Source organism: Desulfuromonadaceae bacterium (assembly GCA_019429445.1).
In the GTDB taxonomy this organism is placed as follows: Bacteria; Desulfobacterota; Desulfuromonadia; order Desulfuromonadales; family JAHYIW01; genus JAHYIW01.
In genome coordinates this window covers 40,434-56,424 of record JAHYIW010000001.1, presented here as the reverse complement: position 1 = coordinate 56,424, position 15,991 = coordinate 40,434, and the positions used below count along the sequence as shown (strand labels likewise).

Here is a 15,991-nt window from a genome sequence, read left to right as displayed (position 1 = left end):
ACCACGCGTGATCTCAGCTATCCTGATTGACGTAAATAAGCCGGTTGCAGTGTGGGCACGACTCAATCGACTGAAGCAAAAAAAGGCTGTTGAACAACTGGGGGGGCAACTTCATGTTACACCCGAGACAGGCCCCGGCACTGGCGGCGACGACCGCCAAACCAGCCCGCCGGTCAAGCAACATCTGGTACCGCTTGCGCACCGCTGCTGGCAATTTTTTAAGCAGCTCGGCGCGGTGTTCGTTGTGCTCCGCCATCTCCTGATCAAAGCTGTCCAGTTGCACCGCGATCTCGGCGTCCCGTTGGGCACCCTTGGCGGAGAGCGCAGCAAAGGCCTCGTCTTTCTCCGTCTTGTCTTCTGCCAAGGCAGCAATGGCTTCATCCTTGGCTTTGACCTGATCCTGTTTTTCTTTGGTAATCCGTTTCGCCGTATCGATTTCCTTGAGGACCGCGACGTATTCCTTCTGCGTCTTGATTTCAGGAAGCCGGTTTTCGGCGCGGAGGATGTTGGCACTCTCCCGGGTCAGTGCGTTGCTCAGCTCGACACGCTGTTCTTCCAGGCTATCAATCTGGTTCTGGAGTTCATCAACCATGGCCTTGACGCGCTCTTGCTCCGTCGCCAGCCCGGCGCGTTCCTCGCTTAATACCTTGCGCTCGCGAAGTGAACTATTGATCGTGTTGTCGAGTTTCTGAAGTGTTATTAAGGTGTGTAGCTGCTCTTGCATTTTTCCTCCCGGTCGCTTCTCTGCGGTGTATGTTCGATGAAGTTCACAAATATTTGAATGGATCACATTCGGTGGTCAGCGCGTTGATTTCCAGTCGATAGCCTTTTTTTTCCGCAGCGCCGCGCAACGCCTGCTCCAGCCCCCGAACCATAATTTTTTCCGTTGCAAAGTGCCCGGCGTCAATCACCGCGATCCCCAGTTCCTCGGCGCGACGCGCCGTGTGGTAATCGACATCCCCGGTAACGAGTACGTCCGCGCCCTGCCGCTGCGCCCCGACCAGTAACGAGGCCCCACTGCCGCCGCAGACGGCAACCTTGCCGACCATTCTGGAACAATCGCCGACCAGACGCAAGGTGCTGATTTCCAGACGTTCCTTAACCTGATCAACAAAATCGGCCAGGGAAATTTTTTGCGTTGTCATCCCCAGTCGACCAAGGCCGATATCAGCCCGACGATTGTGCAGCGGAACGACATCATAAGCGACCTCTTCGTAAGGGTGTGCGGTGAGCATCCGCTGCAACGTCCGCGGCAGAGCCTCCGCCGGGACAATCGTCTCCAGACGGACTTCCTCGACCTGCGTCATCGTTCCGGGGGTGCCGACAAACGGCGTACTCCCTGCACCGGGCCGAAAGGTGCCGGTCCCGGACGTTCGAAAAGAACAGTGGTCATAGTTGCCGATCGCCCCCGCACCCGCTGAAAAAAGGGCTGTGGCCACCGCGTCTTCGTGCCCGAGCGGCACGTAGACGGTCAGTTTGAACAACTCTCCGGCGGCGGCCAGCGGCAGCGTATTGAGCAGTCCCAGCCGTTCAGCCAGCCAGTCATTCAAGCCGGCAGCGGCTCGATCAAGATTGGTATGGGCACAAACGATGGCAATATCATCCTTGATTGCCTGGCGGACAATTTCACCGACACTGCCATCGGCGGTCACCTTTTGCAACGGCTTGAAAATCAACGGATGATGGCAGACCAGCAGTTGTGCGCCGCCGCGCCGCGCCGCGTCAAGTGCCGCCGCTGTCGGGTCCAGACTAACCAACAATCGCGCGACCGTCTGCCGGACATCTCCGACCTGAAGGCCAACGTTGTCCCACTCTTCCGCCAGTCCCGGAGGGTAAAGTGCGTGCAGCAAACCAACAATATCGTGCAGTTTTACATCGTTTTTTTTAGCCATGTCCCGCGCACAAATGAGAAAGAGTGCAGCGGTGGTAGACCCGTTGCACTCTTTCGTTCTTGCCTGACTGATGGATAAGTCGATATGTTAAAATGAGTCGTTGCCTCATGCCGTTTCCGAAAATGGTGGGCCCACCAGGATTCGAACCTGGGACCAACCGGTTATGAGCCGGTGGCTCTACCAACTGAGCTATAGGCCCGTGTCAAAAAAACAGTCTATGCATTTCGTTTTATCATGTCAAGCATGTATTAAAGAAAAATTTATCGATTTGATAAAAACAACCCTGTCGCTACGCGTGATAATGTTTTTGAATTGTCCTGTCATTTAGCGTATATTGCCGCATATGACCAAAAACGTTGACGAAAGAAAAGCGTTACTGCGTACGCTGACCGCGATGGAGCAGGAGCTTAAAGAGCTGCAGATTCGCTATGAACAATATTTCGCCGGGATTGAAAAGCGCGAACCTTATCAGGATCGCGAGGATCTGGCGCGCCGCATTCGGGTCGTGACTTCGCGCCACATTGTGCAGACCGATTTACGTTTCCGCCGCCAGAATATCGCCACCCGTTTTCACTCCTATGCAGGGAACTGGGACCGCATCCTGCGGCTGATGGATGAGGGGAAATATCACCGTCAACCGGGTGCCAAAACAGTTTCCTCTCCACCCGCCACAAAGTCCGGCGCAAACAATCCTGCCGCGCTCAGCGAAGCGGATAGGCTCTTCAATCAACTGGTCGCCGCGCACCACGCGAGCGGCAGGACCGGGCCGCCGCCGCAACGGGAACAGGTGGCCGTCGCCATCGAACGACAACGCAGCAAGATCAAGGAAAAATTCGGTGAGCGTGAAGTCGAATTCAATGTTGTTATCGAGGAGGGTAAACCACGGATCAAGGTCCGTCCGAAAAACTGACGTGGAGCGCCCGCATGCCTCCGGTTACAAGTAAAACCGCATTGATTCTCGCCGGGGGCGGGATTATGGGGGCGGCCTATGAAATCGGCAGTCTGACGGCCCTCGACCGGCTCTTTTCTCCCGGCTTCAGCACCCGTCGCTTTGGCACTTACATCGGTGTCAGCGCCGGTTCGGTGATTGCCGCCCTGATTGCCAACCGCATCGCCCCCGCAGAACTGTTTTATGCGATCAGCAACGATGAACACACTGTTTTCAACTGGAACCGGCGCGATATTTACCGCTTTGAGCTGACCGGGCTTGCTACTTCCTGCATGAATGTGCTGCGCAACGGCGTTAAAGTCTTTCGCCATCACCGCCAGCGCGGCTGGGGATTTTCTCTGGCTGACCTCCCGACGATCATCCAGGAGCAGTTTCCGGCGGGGATCTTCTCCCTCGCACCGATGCAGCACTACCTCTGTTCATCGTTCCAGAAGGAGGGCATTGTCGACAACTTTGCCCGCTTGCAGAGCAAGCTGCTCATTCCGGCTTACGATCTCGATCTGGGGGAACGGGTTGTTTTCGGCACCGGGGAACGGCAGGACATGCATATCTGTGCGGCAATCACCGCTTCCTGCTCGATTCCATTTTTCTTTCGTCCCTGGCAGATCGGCACAAACTATTATCAGGACGGCTCCTACGGACAAGGGGGACATCTCGACCTCGCCGTGGAACGTGGCGCCAAACTGATTATTTTAATCAACCCGCGGGTGCCGATCAGCAACAACCGTGAGCGCGTGTGCCTGCCCTCCATGTCTTACGGCAACTGTTCGAGCATCGCCAACCTCGGCATCACCTTCGCCTGGGAACAGATGCAACGTGTAGAAACGCAGGTAAAAATCAATTTGGAAGTCGAAGCATTGCGCCGCACCCGCCCGGACATTGATGTGATCGTCATGGAGCCTGGCGGCGAAGAGGCGTTGCTCTTTTTTCAGAGCCCGATGAGCCAGCAGGCGCGTAACCACATCATGGATTACGGTTATCACCTGACCCTCAGCCAGCTAAGCTCACGTTTTGATGCGCTGGAAGAAATATTTACCCGCCACGGCATCTCCGTTCGCAATGATCGACTCGAAGCAGCCCCACCGACAACGCGTCAAACATACCGATGAAGATCCTTTTCGTTACCCTCCACGCCCGTCGCTCACCGCAAGCCACTCCGCTGGCCGCAGGGTGTTTGGTTGCAGCGTTGCCAGCAACACAACAAGCCGACTGTGTGCTGCTCGACTTCTTCCCCGATCACTCCGAAACAGAAATTCTTGCGGCCCTGCGCGAGGAGCAGCCGGACATTATCATCGAGCCGATCTACCTCTGGAACCGGGAACGGATCGGTGCATTGAACCGGCACCTGCGCGCGGAATATCCCGCGTTGATTCTCATCGGCGGCGGACCAGAGGCGACCGCCGATCCGACTGGAACACTGGCTGCCTGCGCGCTGTCCGTCGCCGTTCGCGGGGCGGGGGAAGGCCCGCTGCCGACATTGCTCGCGGCGCTCGCGGAAGGTCGAGCACTGGCAACGGTTGCGGGGATCACCTATGCCACCGGCACCGGGATCTGCCATACGCCTGATGCGCCCCGGTGCGCAGCGCAGACCTTCAACTCGCCCTGGTTGAACCGGAGTCTGGTTGCACAGCCCGCTAGCGGGGTACTCTGGGAAGTCGCTCGCGGCTGCTCCTTCAGCTGTGATTTTTGTTTCGATGCAGGGGGCGTGCGCGGTGTACAGGCGCTGCCTTTGAACCGCCTGGAGCAGGAGTGGGAACTTTTTTGCAAGACCGGGATTGCGCAGCTGTGGGTTCTCGATTCGACCTTCAACGTTCCCCCCGCACGCGGCAAACGGCTGCTGCGGATGCTCCTGCGTCACCCGGCCGACATCCACCTGCATTTCGAGGCCAAAGCCGAGCACCTGGATCGCGAAACCGTCGCATTGCTGAGCAGGCTGCCCTGTTCGGTGCAAGTGGGTTTACAGTCAACCCACGCAGCGGTGCTGCGCGCCATGCACCGCCCGTTTGACTTCGACCGTTTCAGCGCCGGGGTCACCCTCTTAAATAGCGCCGGGATCACCTTCGGCATCGACCTGATCTACGGTCTGCCCGGTGACAGCGCCGCCGGCTTTCGTCAAAGTCTCGACCGGGTGCTCGCGCTGCAACCGAATCATCTCGACATCTTCCCGCTGGCGGTGCTCCCCGGCACCACCCTGGCCGAACGATGCACTGAATTCGGTCTGCGCGCACAGGTCGCCCCGCCCTACACCCTGCTCGAAGCGAACGACTTCAGCGCCGCCGACCTTGCGGCCTGTGACCAGCTCGCCGCCGCCTGCGGTCTTTTTTACAACTGCGGTCGTGCGGTCGGTTTACTGTCGATCTTGCTGGCCGCCTGTGAGTTGGACGCCTGCGCATTTCTCGAAGGTTTCTGGCGTTGGCTGACGGCTGATCGCCACCTTTCTGCGGCGGAGCTGACCCGCGCCGAAAACTGGTCCCCGGCGCGGGTGCTGCCGCTCCAGCACGGTTATCTCGCCGAGCTCCTGCGCCAGCGACACAAGGAACATCTGCGGGCGGCGGTTGAAGACCTGCTCAACGATCGCTTTTACGGCGCGGAAACTTTGCTCGGGCCGGAAACGCTCCCCCCTGCGGATGTCGCTGCGAAGCAAGCCTGGACTCGCCGCTGGCGTACTGCCGAAACGTTGCGCCTGGGAGATTTTCATTATGAGATCGATGCGTTGCAGTCGCTGGGGGGAAAGAGCCTGGAACGGTTCGTCCATACCGCCAGGGCAACCGGCTCGACGGCTCTTTATCTGCGCCGCAACGGCGAACTGATCTGTGAATCGCTCAGCGACGAGTTTGCCCGACTGCTGAAGATGAGTGACGGTTCGTGTACTCCGGAGGAGATTTTTGCCGGTCGGCTGCCGCGCACCGAGGCGGAGGAACTGTTGCTGTTTGCGGTGCAGGAAGGGTTGCTGGTCAAAGCCTGATGTTTGATGCACTCGCAAAAACTCAAAGGATGGCTAAGCAAAAATTTCGTCCTCCAAGGCTTGGTGGTTTTTCACGGGCGTCAGGTAGGTCGAGGTCATGAAAAACCAGCGTAACGCAGCAGGGCGGACTTTTTGCGACGCCATCAACTGTCAATCCAGCTGCTGATTTTACCTGAGGCAAGGGAAATAGTCAAAATCTCTGCATGGCACAAATCGACCTTGACTCCCTCATCCTGAAACCAGATAATGCCGACTCTAATCAATCCATACGGGGAGACGGGGGCATGATCCAACACACCTATGCAGCAGTCATCCTGGCGGCGGGTCAGGGCACGCGCATGAAGTCGCAGTTGCCTAAAGTTTTGCATCCGTTGGCCGGGCAACCACTGGCGGCCTGGCCACTGAACCTGGCCGAACAGTTGCATTGCCAACCGCAAGTCATGATTGTCGGCCACGGCAGTGAGCGCGTCAAAGCGGCGTTCAGTGAGCGCGATGTCCTGTTTGTCGAACAGCGTGAGCAACTCGGCACCGGCCACGCACTGCTCTGTGCGGCGGCGGCACTGGAAAACTTTTCCGGCACCTTACTCCTTTTCTGCGGCGATGTTCCGCTGCTGAAGAAAACCACTATCGAGACATTATTGCACCGTCACCATGCGGCCGGGGCGGCAGTTTCCGTCCTGACCACCATGATGCCCGATCCAACCGGTTATGGCCGCATCATCCGCGAAAACGGCGCGGTCACAGCGATTATTGAAGAAAAGGATGCGAGCACCGAACAGCAGCAGGTGCATGAAATCAATACCGGCATCTACGCCTTCGCCGCCCCCTTTGTCTTTGCAGCCCTGCGTCAGGTTGGACGCGGCAATGCTCAGGGAGAATATTATCTGACCGACATCATCGGCATCGCCCGCAGTCAGGGGAAGACGGTTTGCGCGATCGCGACTGACGATACCGATGAAGCAATGGGCATCAATGATCGCGTGCAGTTGGCGCACGCCGCCACGATCGTGCGCCGCCGCATCAACGAACAACTGATGCGCGCCGGGGTCACGTTGATCGATCCGGCAACAACCTATATCGACGCTACGGTCACCATTGCCGCCGACACCCTGGTTCACCCCAATGTCCATCTGCGCGGCACCACTTGCATCGGTGCCGATTGCATCATCGAACCCGGCGCGGTGATTACCGATTGCCGGTTGGGTGATCACGTCCATATTAAATCCGGTTCGGTGCTGACCGGGGCGGAGCTCGGTAACGGCTGCACAATCGGTCCGATGGCCCACCTGCGACCGGGAACCGTATTGGTCGGCAACAACAAACTCGGCAATTTTGTCGAAACAAAAAAAGCCGTCTTTGGCGAAAAATCGCAAGCCAGCCACTTGACGTACATCGGTGACGCCGAGGTCGGTAAAAATGTCAATTTCGGCTGCGGAACGATCACCTGCAACTACGACGGGATCAACAAGTACAAAACGATCGTCGAAGACGACGTTTTCGTCGGCAGCGACACTCAGTTGATCGCCCCGGTGACCATCGGTCGCAACAGCCTGATCGGTGCCGGCTCCACCATCACCGAAGATGTTCCGCGGGACGCCCTGGCGCTGTCTCGTGTCAGGCAGAAGATCGTTCCCGGCTGGCGCAACCGTAAACCAAAAACAGGGAAATAATCAAATTATGTGCGGAATTGTCGGCTATATTGGCACCCAGCAAGCTCCCCCCATTATCCTCGACGGCCTGCAACGGCTTGAATATCGCGGTTACGATTCAGCGGGGATTGCCATCCTCATGGCGGACCGGATCAAAACGCTTCGGGCCGAAGGAAAACTGAGTAACTTGTGCCGACGGGTCGCGGAACAACCGTTGACCGGGACCTGTGGCATCGGTCATACCCGCTGGGCAACCCATGGCCGCCCCTCCGAAACGAACGCCCATCCCCACGTTGCGGGTGGAATCGTTGTGGTGCACAACGGCATTATCGAAAACTACCTGGAGCTCAAGGAAGCGTTGCGCCAACGCGGCCATAATTTCCGCTCGGAAACCGATACCGAAATCATCGCCCACCTGATTGAAGAACAGTTCAAGGCGTGTGGTGACTTTGAAACGGCGGTGCGTAAAGCCCTCACCGAGGTGCGCGGCGCCTACGCTGTTGCGGTCCTCTGTGAGCAGGAACCGGATACGTTGATTGCCGCCAAGCAGGGATCACCACTGGTCGTTGGTGAAGGGCACGGGGAATTTTTTGTCGCTTCTGATATTCCGGCAATGCTCTCCCATACCCGTGACATGGTCTTTCTCGACGATGGAGAAGTGGCGGTCTTTACCCGCGAGGCCGCCCGTTATTCCGACCTGGCCGGAAACGTCCGGGTCAAGACCGTCAAGACTATCCTCTGGAACCCGCTGATGGCGGAAAAGGGGGGTTACAAGCACTTCATGCTGAAGGAGATTCACGAACAGCCACGCGCCATTGCCGACACCCTGGCGGGGCGTTTGCGTGAAGAAAGTGGCGACATCTACCTTGAAAATATCGGTCTGAGCAGCGACCAGTTGCGTGCCATCGACAAGATTTTTATCGTCGCCTGCGGGACTTCGTGGCATGCCGCGCTGGTCGGCAAATTTCTTATCGAAAAACTCAGCCGGGTTTCAGTCGAAGTCGATATCGCCAGCGAGTTCCGCTATCGCGACCCGATCATTACCGCCACGTCACTGACAATTCTGATCAGCCAGAGCGGTGAAACCGCCGACACCCTGGCGGCACTGCGCGAAGCGAAGGGGAAAAAGGGCAAGACCCTGACGATCTGCAATGTGGTTGAATCGTCGATTGCCCGCGAAAGTGACGGGGTGATCTACACCCACGCCGGGCCGGAGATCGGTGTTGCCTCGACCAAGGCGTTCACCACGCAACTGGTTGCGCTGCATCTTTTTGCACTTTATCTCGGCCGGACGCGCGCAACACTGTCGGCTCAGGACTGTCGGCAAGCGCAACAGAGCCTCGCAACCCTGCCGCGCCTGATCGAAGACGTGTTGCGACTTGACGCTACAATTAAACTGATTGCCCACGACTATATCACTGCTCGCGATTTTCTTTATCTCGGTCGCGGCAACCAGTATCCAATCGCTCTGGAAGGGGCTCTCAAGCTCAAGGAAATTTCCTACATCCACGCTGAAGGGTACCCCGCTGGAGAGATGAAACACGGCCCGATCGCCCTGATCGACGAACAGCTTCCGGTGGTGGTGATTGCCCCGCATAATGCCACCTATGAAAAAGTGATTTCGAACATGGAGGAAGTGCGAGCGCGGGGCGGAAAGATCATCGCGATCAGTAATCATGACCGATGGTCGCTGAACGGCAAGGTCGACCATCTGCTTGCGATCCCGACCACCGACGACGACCTGATGCCGATTCTGACCTCAATCCCGTTGCAATTACTGGCCTACCACATCGCCGTACTGAAAGGTACCGATGTCGATCAACCGCGCAACCTGGCCAAGAGCGTGACAGTTGAATAGCCTCTGTTTACGGCAACCGGCGCAGTGAGTTTTGAACATCGCGTTGGGAAACTGAAAAATCTTGGAAAATTGAAAACATTGAATTTCTTTCTGTCAATCAGCATTTAAATTTAACCCACTTAGAACTGTAATCGGCGTCGAATATTGACCCGCCAGATTCTTGTTTTTCGCTTTGTTATTGAGGACATAGATTTGTTTTGTGTATTGCCATTAGGTGCCGATGATGGGTCAAATTTGGATGCCGATTGACAAAAAAGAGGGCCGGGGAGTTTTTCGGAGTGCCGTTTTTTCACAATAACAAAAAATCTTGTCCCCTATCTTGCACCCCACAAAAAAAGGACTTACGACAAAAAATCGTAAGTCCTTTTTTTTACTGGTGGAGCTACGCGGGATCGAACCGCGGACCTCTTGAATGCCATTCAAGCGCTCTCCCAACTGAGCTACAGCCCCGAAACGGAGCCAACTTATATCAAAGCCCCTCTTGCCCTGTCAATAAAATTCTGCAACGCTTAGAAGCAATCCGCGCGGTGGTTCAGTGTTAATGCTGTTCGATAGCGAAAAGACTGGAAAGCTTGGGGAAAATCAATTAAACTCCGGTGTCTCATTTAATCTAGGGAGGAACGGATGTCCAAACGAAGAGTCATTTTTTGTTTGTTGCTGGTCACCTGGTGCTTGCTGATTTCCGCCTGCAGCAGGAAAGATACAGGTGAGACGGTGATGTTTCGCGGCGATGCGAGCCGCAGCGGCATTACAAAGGCCACTGCCGTGAAGACCCTCAGCGGGGTGCAGTGGCAAGTGCCGACCGGTTATGTGATTACAGCGTCACCGACAGTGGCGAACAATGTGGTATATATCGGCAGCATGGATCGAACTTTTCGGGCGCTGGAGGCAGCAACCGGCAAAGAACTCTGGAAGTTTGACGCGCAGGGGAAAGTTTTGTCGAGTGCTGCGGTTGCCGGCAATATTGTCTGTTTCGGGACGGATAAAGGAAGGTTCATTGCATTGAATCGCGCGACCGGGGTGTTGCTGTGGGAAATCGACGTCAACGGAGGGGGAATCAATGCTTCTCCGGTGATAGTCGGCAAGCAGGTGATTGTTGCCGATACCAACGGGCGTTTACTGGCAGCGGAGCTGAAGACCGGCAAGCAGACCTGGCAGTTTGAAGCGGGGGAAGCGATCGAATCGTCACCGGCAGTCAAGGATAAGCGGGTTTTTTTTGGAACGCGCAAGGGGCACCTGATTGCCGTCAATCTTGACGATGGCAAGGAAGTCTGGCGTTACAAGGTAAACCGCGCAATCGTGGCAACTCCTGCCGTTCAAGCGGGGATCCTGGTAGTCGGGAGCCTTGACCGTCGGCTTTATGCTTTTGATCCGGCCAGCGGCAAACTGCGTTGGCAGCAACGGTTGGGGAATGAAATTACATCCTCCGCGGCACTGCTGGGGGAAACCCTTTATGTGGGCTGCGATGACAATAATCTTTATGCGCTGGAATTGACTACGGGGAAATTGCGCTGGCGTTTTAAAACCGGCGGGATGGTCAATTCATCGCCGACCGTTGCCGACGGCGTGGTCTATTTTGGCAGTCGTGACAGTCATTTTTATGCGGTTGCAGCAGATACCGGCAAGGAGCTCTGGAAATTCAAGGCCGGGGGGTGGGTGCGAACGACTCCTGCGGTGGTCAAGGGGACGGTTTATTTTGGCAGTGATGACCGCAATATCTATGCGTTGCACTGATCCCCTGTAAATGATGAAATTGGTCTGCTGAATAAATCATGACCCGATTCAAATGAGTCGGGTCATGTTGTGTGTCGATGCCTGAAATGTTCCCGCCCAGAATCAATATTCTCCATATTTTTCCTTGAGCGCACTCCAGTCAGCTTCAATTTCTTTTTCCAAAGCAGGTTTGCGCCCCGCCAGGTTGATGGCGTTGAACAAGGTGCCGAAGGCCGCTGAAATCTGATCAAGACGCACGTAAGCGGTGGTGGCGTGCTGCAGGATACGCGCGGCAACTTCTTTGCTCGGTTGTGCTGCCAAGCCACGATTAAAAAAACGCAGGGCGCCGCGCATGTCGCCAGCCCGCTCCGTGAGGACGCCCTGAATATCGAAGTACGCTGCGCTGTTTGTCAAAAGTTGCTGACTCAATTGTTTGGCGGTTTCGGGGTCATCCAGCTTGAATAATGCCAGGAGAGACAGGCGATAAATAAACTCGTTGCGCCGCGGGTGCTCGGGGGGGAGTCGCTCCAGTAGCTTCTGGTAGTTGGTGCGGGCGTCCTGCCAGCGAGACATCACTTCAAGGATTTCACCGTAGCGCAGGGCGTGGTCGGCTTCATGGGGGGCAAGTTCAATGGCCGCTGCCAGCTCAGCCGCTGCGGCAGAGAATTGTCTGTCGGTAATATGCGATTCAGCGCTGAGACGTAAATCCTCTGCGCTGCGCTGCGGCGGGGCCGCTGTCCCGGCACAGCCGGACAGAATGAGCGCGACAAAAGCGGTCAGGAGCCAGATTGCGAACGCCGGTCGATTCATGATCTTTGTTTCAACAAGATTACATCACAAGGTGATACCGGTAAGCAGTTTGAGTGCTTCACAATACTTTTCAGCGGTTTTGGTGACGATTTCTTCCGGCAGTGGAGGGGGCGGAGCGGTTTTCCCCCAGTCAAGGGTTTCAAGGTAGTCGCGTAGAAACTGCTTGTCAAAGCTCGGTTGCGGACCGCCGGGGCGGTAGCTTTCTTGCGGCCAGAAACGCGATGAATCGGGGGTTAGTGCTTCATCAATCCAGATCAGCTGGCCGTCGCGCAAGCCGAATTCAAATTTGGTGTCGGCAATGATAATGCCCTTTTCGGCGGCGATTGAACGTGCCCGCTGGTAAATCTTCAGGGAGATTTCACTGATTTGCTCGGCGACATCTTTGCCACACAATTCAATGGTACGCGCCAGTGAAATGTTTTCGTCATGGTCGCCCAGCTCGGCCTTGGTCGAAGGCGTGAAGAGGTCTTCAGGAAGTTTGTCGCTTTCCACCAAACCTGGCGGCAGTGCAATGGAGCAAATGCTCCCCTTGTCACGATACTCTTTCCAGCCCGAACCGGAGACATAGCCGCGCACGATACACTCGATGGGGAGCGGATCGGCCTTGACCACCAGCATCGAGCGCCCTTCCAGCTGTTTGCGGTAGGGGTGGGTAATGGCGGGGAAAGCATCGACGTCGGTGGCGATGATATGGTGCGGAATAAGGTCGCCCATCTGCTCGAACCAGAATTTGGAGATTTGGGTCAGAACGATACCCTTTTGCGGTATCCCTTGATCCATGATCACATCAAAAGCGGAAATCCGGTCACTGGTGACAATCAGCAGATGCTCGCCAAGATCGTAGATGTCGCGGACCTTGCCACGATTAACCAGCTTGAGACCAGGAAAGTCCGTGTTCATCACTAATGGTGTCATGTTATTTCTCCCCCAAAAAGTTGCGCAGAATCGGAGTATAGACGATGGTTGCGGCGTCTTTCAGCGCTTTGATACGCGTATTAACGGCCTCATCTTCCTTGCGGGCCAGCAATGCCTTTTCAACCTCGGCACGCTCGCCGTCGAGTTGACTCATGTCTGCCGCAAGCTGTTCGGTGCGTTTGGCAAGCACATAATTACCGTCAACGGTGTAGACTTCGGGAAGAATCGACTGATCCACCGGCAGTGCGAATGCGGCATCAACCAGTGCTGCGGCATTGCCCAACCGAGGAACAAAATCACCGTACGAGCGGCTGAATGGCTCGGTTTCCTCCAGCTCAACGTTGAATTTTTTGGCCAGTTCCCCCAGCCGTGCGCCATCCTGTGCTGATTTCAGTGCTTGTTCCGCAGTATTTTTCGCCAATGTTACGCTCGCTGCGGAACGCAAGGCTTTTTCTACCTTGGCGCGGACTTCGCTCAATTCCGGGAGCCGACTGGGCTGTCGTTCCTTGATGGTCAACAGAAAGATTCCCTGTCCGTCGATGGCGACTGGTCGTGCCAGCTTGCCGTCTTCGAGGCTGAACGCAGCGCTGCTGATTTCAGCGGAGACCCCGATGCCGTCGATCGCTTCATCACGCGCAAAAAAACCGGTTTCCTTGATGCCAAGATTATTGTCTGTGGCGGCGTCGTCGAGGTTCCCCGTTTTGCGATTGATATTAAAGGCATCCATGGCTTTTTCCATCGCTAACTCACGGGCCTTTTGCGTGCGTAAAGCACTTTTGAGGAGGTCGCTGACCTCGGCAAGCGGTTTGACTCCGGCGGCAATGTAGCCGGTTGTCTTGATGATGTGCAGGCCGAACGGTGTTTCGACAATGTCGCTGACCGCGCCCGGTTGCAGAGCGAAAGCAGCCTTTTCAAAGGAGGCAACCATTGCGCCACGACCGAAATAACCAAGGGAACCTCCCTGCTTGGCGGTACCCTGATCATCAGAATATTTTTTCGCCAGCGCGGCAAAGTCACCATCGTCGCGAACTTCAGCAAGAATTTTTTCGGCCAGTTTGCGCTTCGCCTGACGGGTGTCCTCATCGGCATTTTCGGCGATTTTGATCAGAATATGTGAGGCTTCGGCCTGTTCGGGGACGTCATATTCGACCAGATGACGACGATAATAACGGCTGATTTCCTCATCGCTGAAGGTAATCTCATCGGCGTAACGCGCCGGTTCAAACTGCAAGTAACGCAACGAAAGCCGCTCCGGAAGGCGGAATTCCTCGCGTTTGTCAGCGAAAAAATCTTCCAGGGCACGCTCCGTTACTTTGACCTTGTTTTCAAAGAGCGCCGGAACCATGCGGATAAAGGCCAACGTGACCTTTTCGTTACGCGTCTTGAATTCTGTTTCAATCTCCGCGTCGCTGACAGTAATCCCCGCTTTGAGCTGATTACGCACCTTTTCTGCCAGCAGTTCATTGGTTTGCAGCGCTTCAAATTCGTCACTTGTCATGCGCTGATAAGCCAGACTTTGCAGATAGCGTTCCTTGCTGAACACGCCGTTGTCCTGAAATGCCGGGATCTGCGCTATGCGTGCAACCAGCTCTGCTTTGCTGACCGATAAACCGAGTTTTTTCGCTTCCTGCAGCAACAGGGTTTCCTCCACGATCATCTCCAGGGCCTGCTGGCGCAGCCCAAGCTGTTTCTCCAGTGCCGGGGAAAACTGTTCCCGGTAGACATTCTGGTAAAAACGATAGAGATTGCCGTAAGTCGTCTGGTAGGACTGGTAGCTGATCGGCTCGCCGTTGACGGTGGCGGCAAGAGTTGTGTCGTTGGTGCCGTTGCCGCCGGGGGCTGTCATCATCGCATAACCGATAACGAAGCTGAGAATGATTACGGCAAAGGCCACCTTGATCAAGACCGATTTTTGTTGTGAACGCATATGACCGAGCATGGGCGGTATAACTCCTTGTGAGTAATTTGTGGCACCATATAAACAGCGCCGCATGTTAGCCAATCAAGGGGTGTTTTGCAATAGCAAAGTTCCTTTTAGTTCTTGAAAATCCGCTGTTTATTTGCTAGTTTGGTGCGGATTTAATGGTGTTTGTCAGAATTCGCTTCGAACGGAGCAGTTAAAGGATACGGGGAGTTACCAGTGAATATCTTCAACTCAATCTGGGGTTTGTTCTCGAATGATCTCGCCATTGACCTGGGCACGGCGAACACGCTGGTGTACGTAAAAGGCAAAGGGGTGGTTGTGAGTGAGCCATCAGTGGTGGCGATCCAACGGGATGCGCTGGGACAAAAAAAGGTTCTCGCGGTCGGCACGGAGGCTAAACTGATGTTGGGGCGGACCCCCGGCAGCATTGTCGCGATCCGGCCGATGAAGGATGGGGTCATTGCCGATTTTGATGTCACCGAGGAGATGTTGCGTTATTTTATTCGCAAGGTGCACAACCGCAAAACACTGGTGCGCCCCCGGATCGTCATCTGTGTGCCGTCGGGGATTACTCAGGTGGAAAAACGCGCGGTCAAGGAATCGGCTGAATCGGCCGGAGCGCGGGAAGTTTACCTGATCGAAGAGCCGATGGCCGCAGCGATCGGTGCGGGGATGCCGATCACCGAGGCGTCCGGCAACATGATCGTTGATATCGGTGGCGGGACGACCGAGGTTGCGGTGATCTCGCTGGCGGGGATCGTCTACGCCAAAAGTGTCCGCGTCGGGGGGGACAAGATCGACGAAGCGATCGTGCAGTATCTCAAACGTAAATACAATCTCCTCGTCGGTGACCGGACCGCCGAGCAGATCAAGATCGAAATCGGCAGTGCTTACCCTGATGACGAAATCCACTGCATGGATGTCAAGGGGCGTGATCTGGTCAGTGGTATCCCCAAGACCCGCGAGATCGATTCAAATGAAATTCGTGAGGCAATCTCCGAACCGATCAATGCGATTGTCGAAGCGGTGCGGATTGCGCTGGAGCAGACTCCTCCCGAACTGGCATCGGATATTGTCGACAAGGGGATCGTCCTCGCCGGTGGCGGGGCCTATCTGCGCAACCTGGATATCCTGCTCCGCGAGGAGACCGGTCTGCCCGTTGTTGTTGCCGAAGATCCGCTGACCTGTGTCGTCCTTGGTTCGGGCAAGGTCCTTGACCAACTCGATTTGTTGAAGCGTGTCACCGTTTCCTCCTGATGACGGCACATCAGACTGCCAGCCGTCGGCGGATGTCGTTCCGTATTGATTGAAGAGGG

General features: G+C 55.8%; 12 protein-coding genes and 2 tRNA genes. 7 read left to right on the top strand and 7 right to left on the bottom strand.

The window, feature by feature from the left end:
* Positions 1 to 13: 13 nt before the first annotated feature.
* The 3 genes from K0A93_00290 to K0A93_00280 form a co-directional block, all read right to left on the bottom strand.
* Complete coding sequence (locus K0A93_00290) at positions 14 to 724, bottom strand: hypothetical protein (protein MBW6510540.1); 711 nt, start codon at positions 722 to 724, stop codon at positions 14 to 16.
* A 43-nt stretch (positions 725 to 767) separates the two neighbouring features.
* Positions 768 to 1,892, bottom strand: coding sequence for a Nif3-like dinuclear metal center hexameric protein (locus K0A93_00285; protein MBW6510539.1), 1,125 nt, complete (start codon positions 1,890 to 1,892; stop codon positions 768 to 770).
* A 123-nt stretch (positions 1,893 to 2,015) separates the two neighbouring features.
* A tRNA-Ile gene (locus K0A93_00280) sits at positions 2,016 to 2,091 on the bottom strand.
* Between the two features lie 144 nt (positions 2,092 to 2,235).
* On the opposite strand from K0A93_00280, the gene K0A93_00275 reads away from it, so the two are divergent.
* The 5 genes from K0A93_00275 to glmS all read left to right on the top strand — a co-directional run bounded on the left by K0A93_00275 (position 2,236) and on the right by glmS (position 9,313).
* Entirely contained in the window at positions 2,236 to 2,802 is a 567-nt protein-coding gene (locus K0A93_00275; protein ID MBW6510538.1) for a hypothetical protein, read from the top strand.
* A gap of 14 nt (positions 2,803 to 2,816) precedes the next feature.
* Positions 2,817 to 3,950: a patatin-like phospholipase family protein gene (locus K0A93_00270; GenBank protein ID MBW6510537.1), complete on the top strand. Its 1,134-nt coding sequence runs from the start codon at positions 2,817 to 2,819 to the stop codon at positions 3,948 to 3,950.
* Positions 3,947 to 5,806: a radical SAM protein gene (locus K0A93_00265; GenBank protein ID MBW6510536.1), complete on the top strand. Its 1,860-nt coding sequence runs from the start codon at positions 3,947 to 3,949 to the stop codon at positions 5,804 to 5,806. Before K0A93_00270 ends, K0A93_00265 begins: the two co-directional genes overlap by 4 nt.
* A 284-nt stretch (positions 5,807 to 6,090) precedes the next feature.
* Complete coding sequence (gene glmU, locus K0A93_00260; GenBank protein MBW6510535.1) at positions 6,091 to 7,476, top strand: bifunctional UDP-N-acetylglucosamine diphosphorylase/glucosamine-1-phosphate N-acetyltransferase GlmU; 1,386 nt, start codon at positions 6,091 to 6,093, stop codon at positions 7,474 to 7,476.
* 7 nt (positions 7,477 to 7,483) lie between these two features.
* A complete protein-coding gene (gene glmS / locus K0A93_00255; GenBank protein ID MBW6510534.1) occupies positions 7,484 to 9,313 on the top strand; it encodes a glutamine--fructose-6-phosphate transaminase (isomerizing) in 1,830 nt (609 codons plus the stop codon).
* 374 nt (positions 9,314 to 9,687) lie between these two features.
* Here glmS and K0A93_00250 read toward each other — a convergent pair.
* A tRNA-Ala gene (locus tag K0A93_00250) sits at positions 9,688 to 9,763 on the bottom strand.
* A 174-nt stretch (positions 9,764 to 9,937) separates the two neighbouring features.
* Here K0A93_00250 and K0A93_00245 point away from each other — a divergent pair.
* Positions 9,938 to 11,047 (top strand): PQQ-binding-like beta-propeller repeat protein, encoded by a 1,110-nt coding sequence (locus K0A93_00245; GenBank protein MBW6510533.1) that lies wholly within the window; start codon positions 9,938 to 9,940, stop codon positions 11,045 to 11,047.
* 102 nt (positions 11,048 to 11,149) lie between these two features.
* Here K0A93_00245 and K0A93_00240 read toward each other — a convergent pair whose 3' ends face one another.
* Genes K0A93_00240 through K0A93_00230 form a run of 3 tightly spaced genes read right to left on the bottom strand, consistent with a single transcriptional unit; the run spans position 11,150 to position 14,690 of the window.
* Positions 11,150 to 11,836: a hypothetical protein gene (locus tag K0A93_00240; protein MBW6510532.1), complete on the bottom strand. Its 687-nt coding sequence runs from the start codon at positions 11,834 to 11,836 to the stop codon at positions 11,150 to 11,152.
* A gap of 24 nt (positions 11,837 to 11,860) precedes the next feature.
* On the bottom strand, positions 11,861 to 12,751 hold the full coding sequence (locus tag K0A93_00235; protein ID MBW6510531.1) for a phosphoribosylaminoimidazolesuccinocarboxamide synthase: 891 nt from the start codon (positions 12,749 to 12,751) through the stop codon (positions 11,861 to 11,863).
* Position 12,752: 1 nt separating this feature from the next.
* Positions 12,753 to 14,690 carry a SurA N-terminal domain-containing protein gene (locus K0A93_00230; protein ID MBW6510530.1) on the bottom strand — a complete coding sequence of 646 codons (1,938 nt, stop codon included), beginning with the start codon at positions 14,688 to 14,690 and terminating at the stop codon, positions 12,753 to 12,755.
* A 207-nt stretch (positions 14,691 to 14,897) separates the two neighbouring features.
* On the opposite strand from K0A93_00230, the gene K0A93_00225 reads away from it, so the two are divergent.
* The gene (locus K0A93_00225) at positions 14,898 to 15,932 is read left to right on the top strand and encodes a rod shape-determining protein (protein MBW6510529.1); all 1,035 of its coding nucleotides are present in this window, start codon (positions 14,898 to 14,900) and stop codon (positions 15,930 to 15,932) included.
* The last annotated feature ends 59 nt before the right edge of the window (positions 15,933 to 15,991 follow it).

Excerpts from the sequence above, each read along its gene's own strand:
- K0A93_00290 (MBW6510540.1), bottom strand. The coding sequence starts at position 724 with ATGCAAGAGCAGCTACACACCTTAATAACACTTCAGAAACTCGACAAC.
- K0A93_00285 (MBW6510539.1), bottom strand. The coding sequence starts at position 1,892 with ATGGCTAAAAAAAACGATGTAAAACTGCACGATATTGTTGGTTTGCTG.
- K0A93_00275 (MBW6510538.1), top strand. The coding sequence starts at position 2,236 with ATGACCAAAAACGTTGACGAAAGAAAAGCGTTACTGCGTACGCTGACC.
- K0A93_00270 (MBW6510537.1), top strand. The coding sequence starts at position 2,817 with ATGCCTCCGGTTACAAGTAAAACCGCATTGATTCTCGCCGGGGGCGGG.
- K0A93_00265 (MBW6510536.1), top strand. The coding sequence starts at position 3,947 with ATGAAGATCCTTTTCGTTACCCTCCACGCCCGTCGCTCACCGCAAGCC.
- glmU (MBW6510535.1), top strand. The coding sequence starts at position 6,091 with ATGATCCAACACACCTATGCAGCAGTCATCCTGGCGGCGGGTCAGGGC.
- glmS (MBW6510534.1), top strand. The coding sequence starts at position 7,484 with ATGTGCGGAATTGTCGGCTATATTGGCACCCAGCAAGCTCCCCCCATT.
- K0A93_00245 (MBW6510533.1), top strand. The coding sequence starts at position 9,938 with ATGTCCAAACGAAGAGTCATTTTTTGTTTGTTGCTGGTCACCTGGTGC.
- K0A93_00240 (MBW6510532.1), bottom strand. The coding sequence starts at position 11,836 with ATGAATCGACCGGCGTTCGCAATCTGGCTCCTGACCGCTTTTGTCGCG.
- K0A93_00235 (MBW6510531.1), bottom strand. The coding sequence starts at position 12,751 with ATGACACCATTAGTGATGAACACGGACTTTCCTGGTCTCAAGCTGGTT.
- K0A93_00230 (MBW6510530.1), bottom strand. The coding sequence starts at position 14,690 with ATGCTCGGTCATATGCGTTCACAACAAAAATCGGTCTTGATCAAGGTG.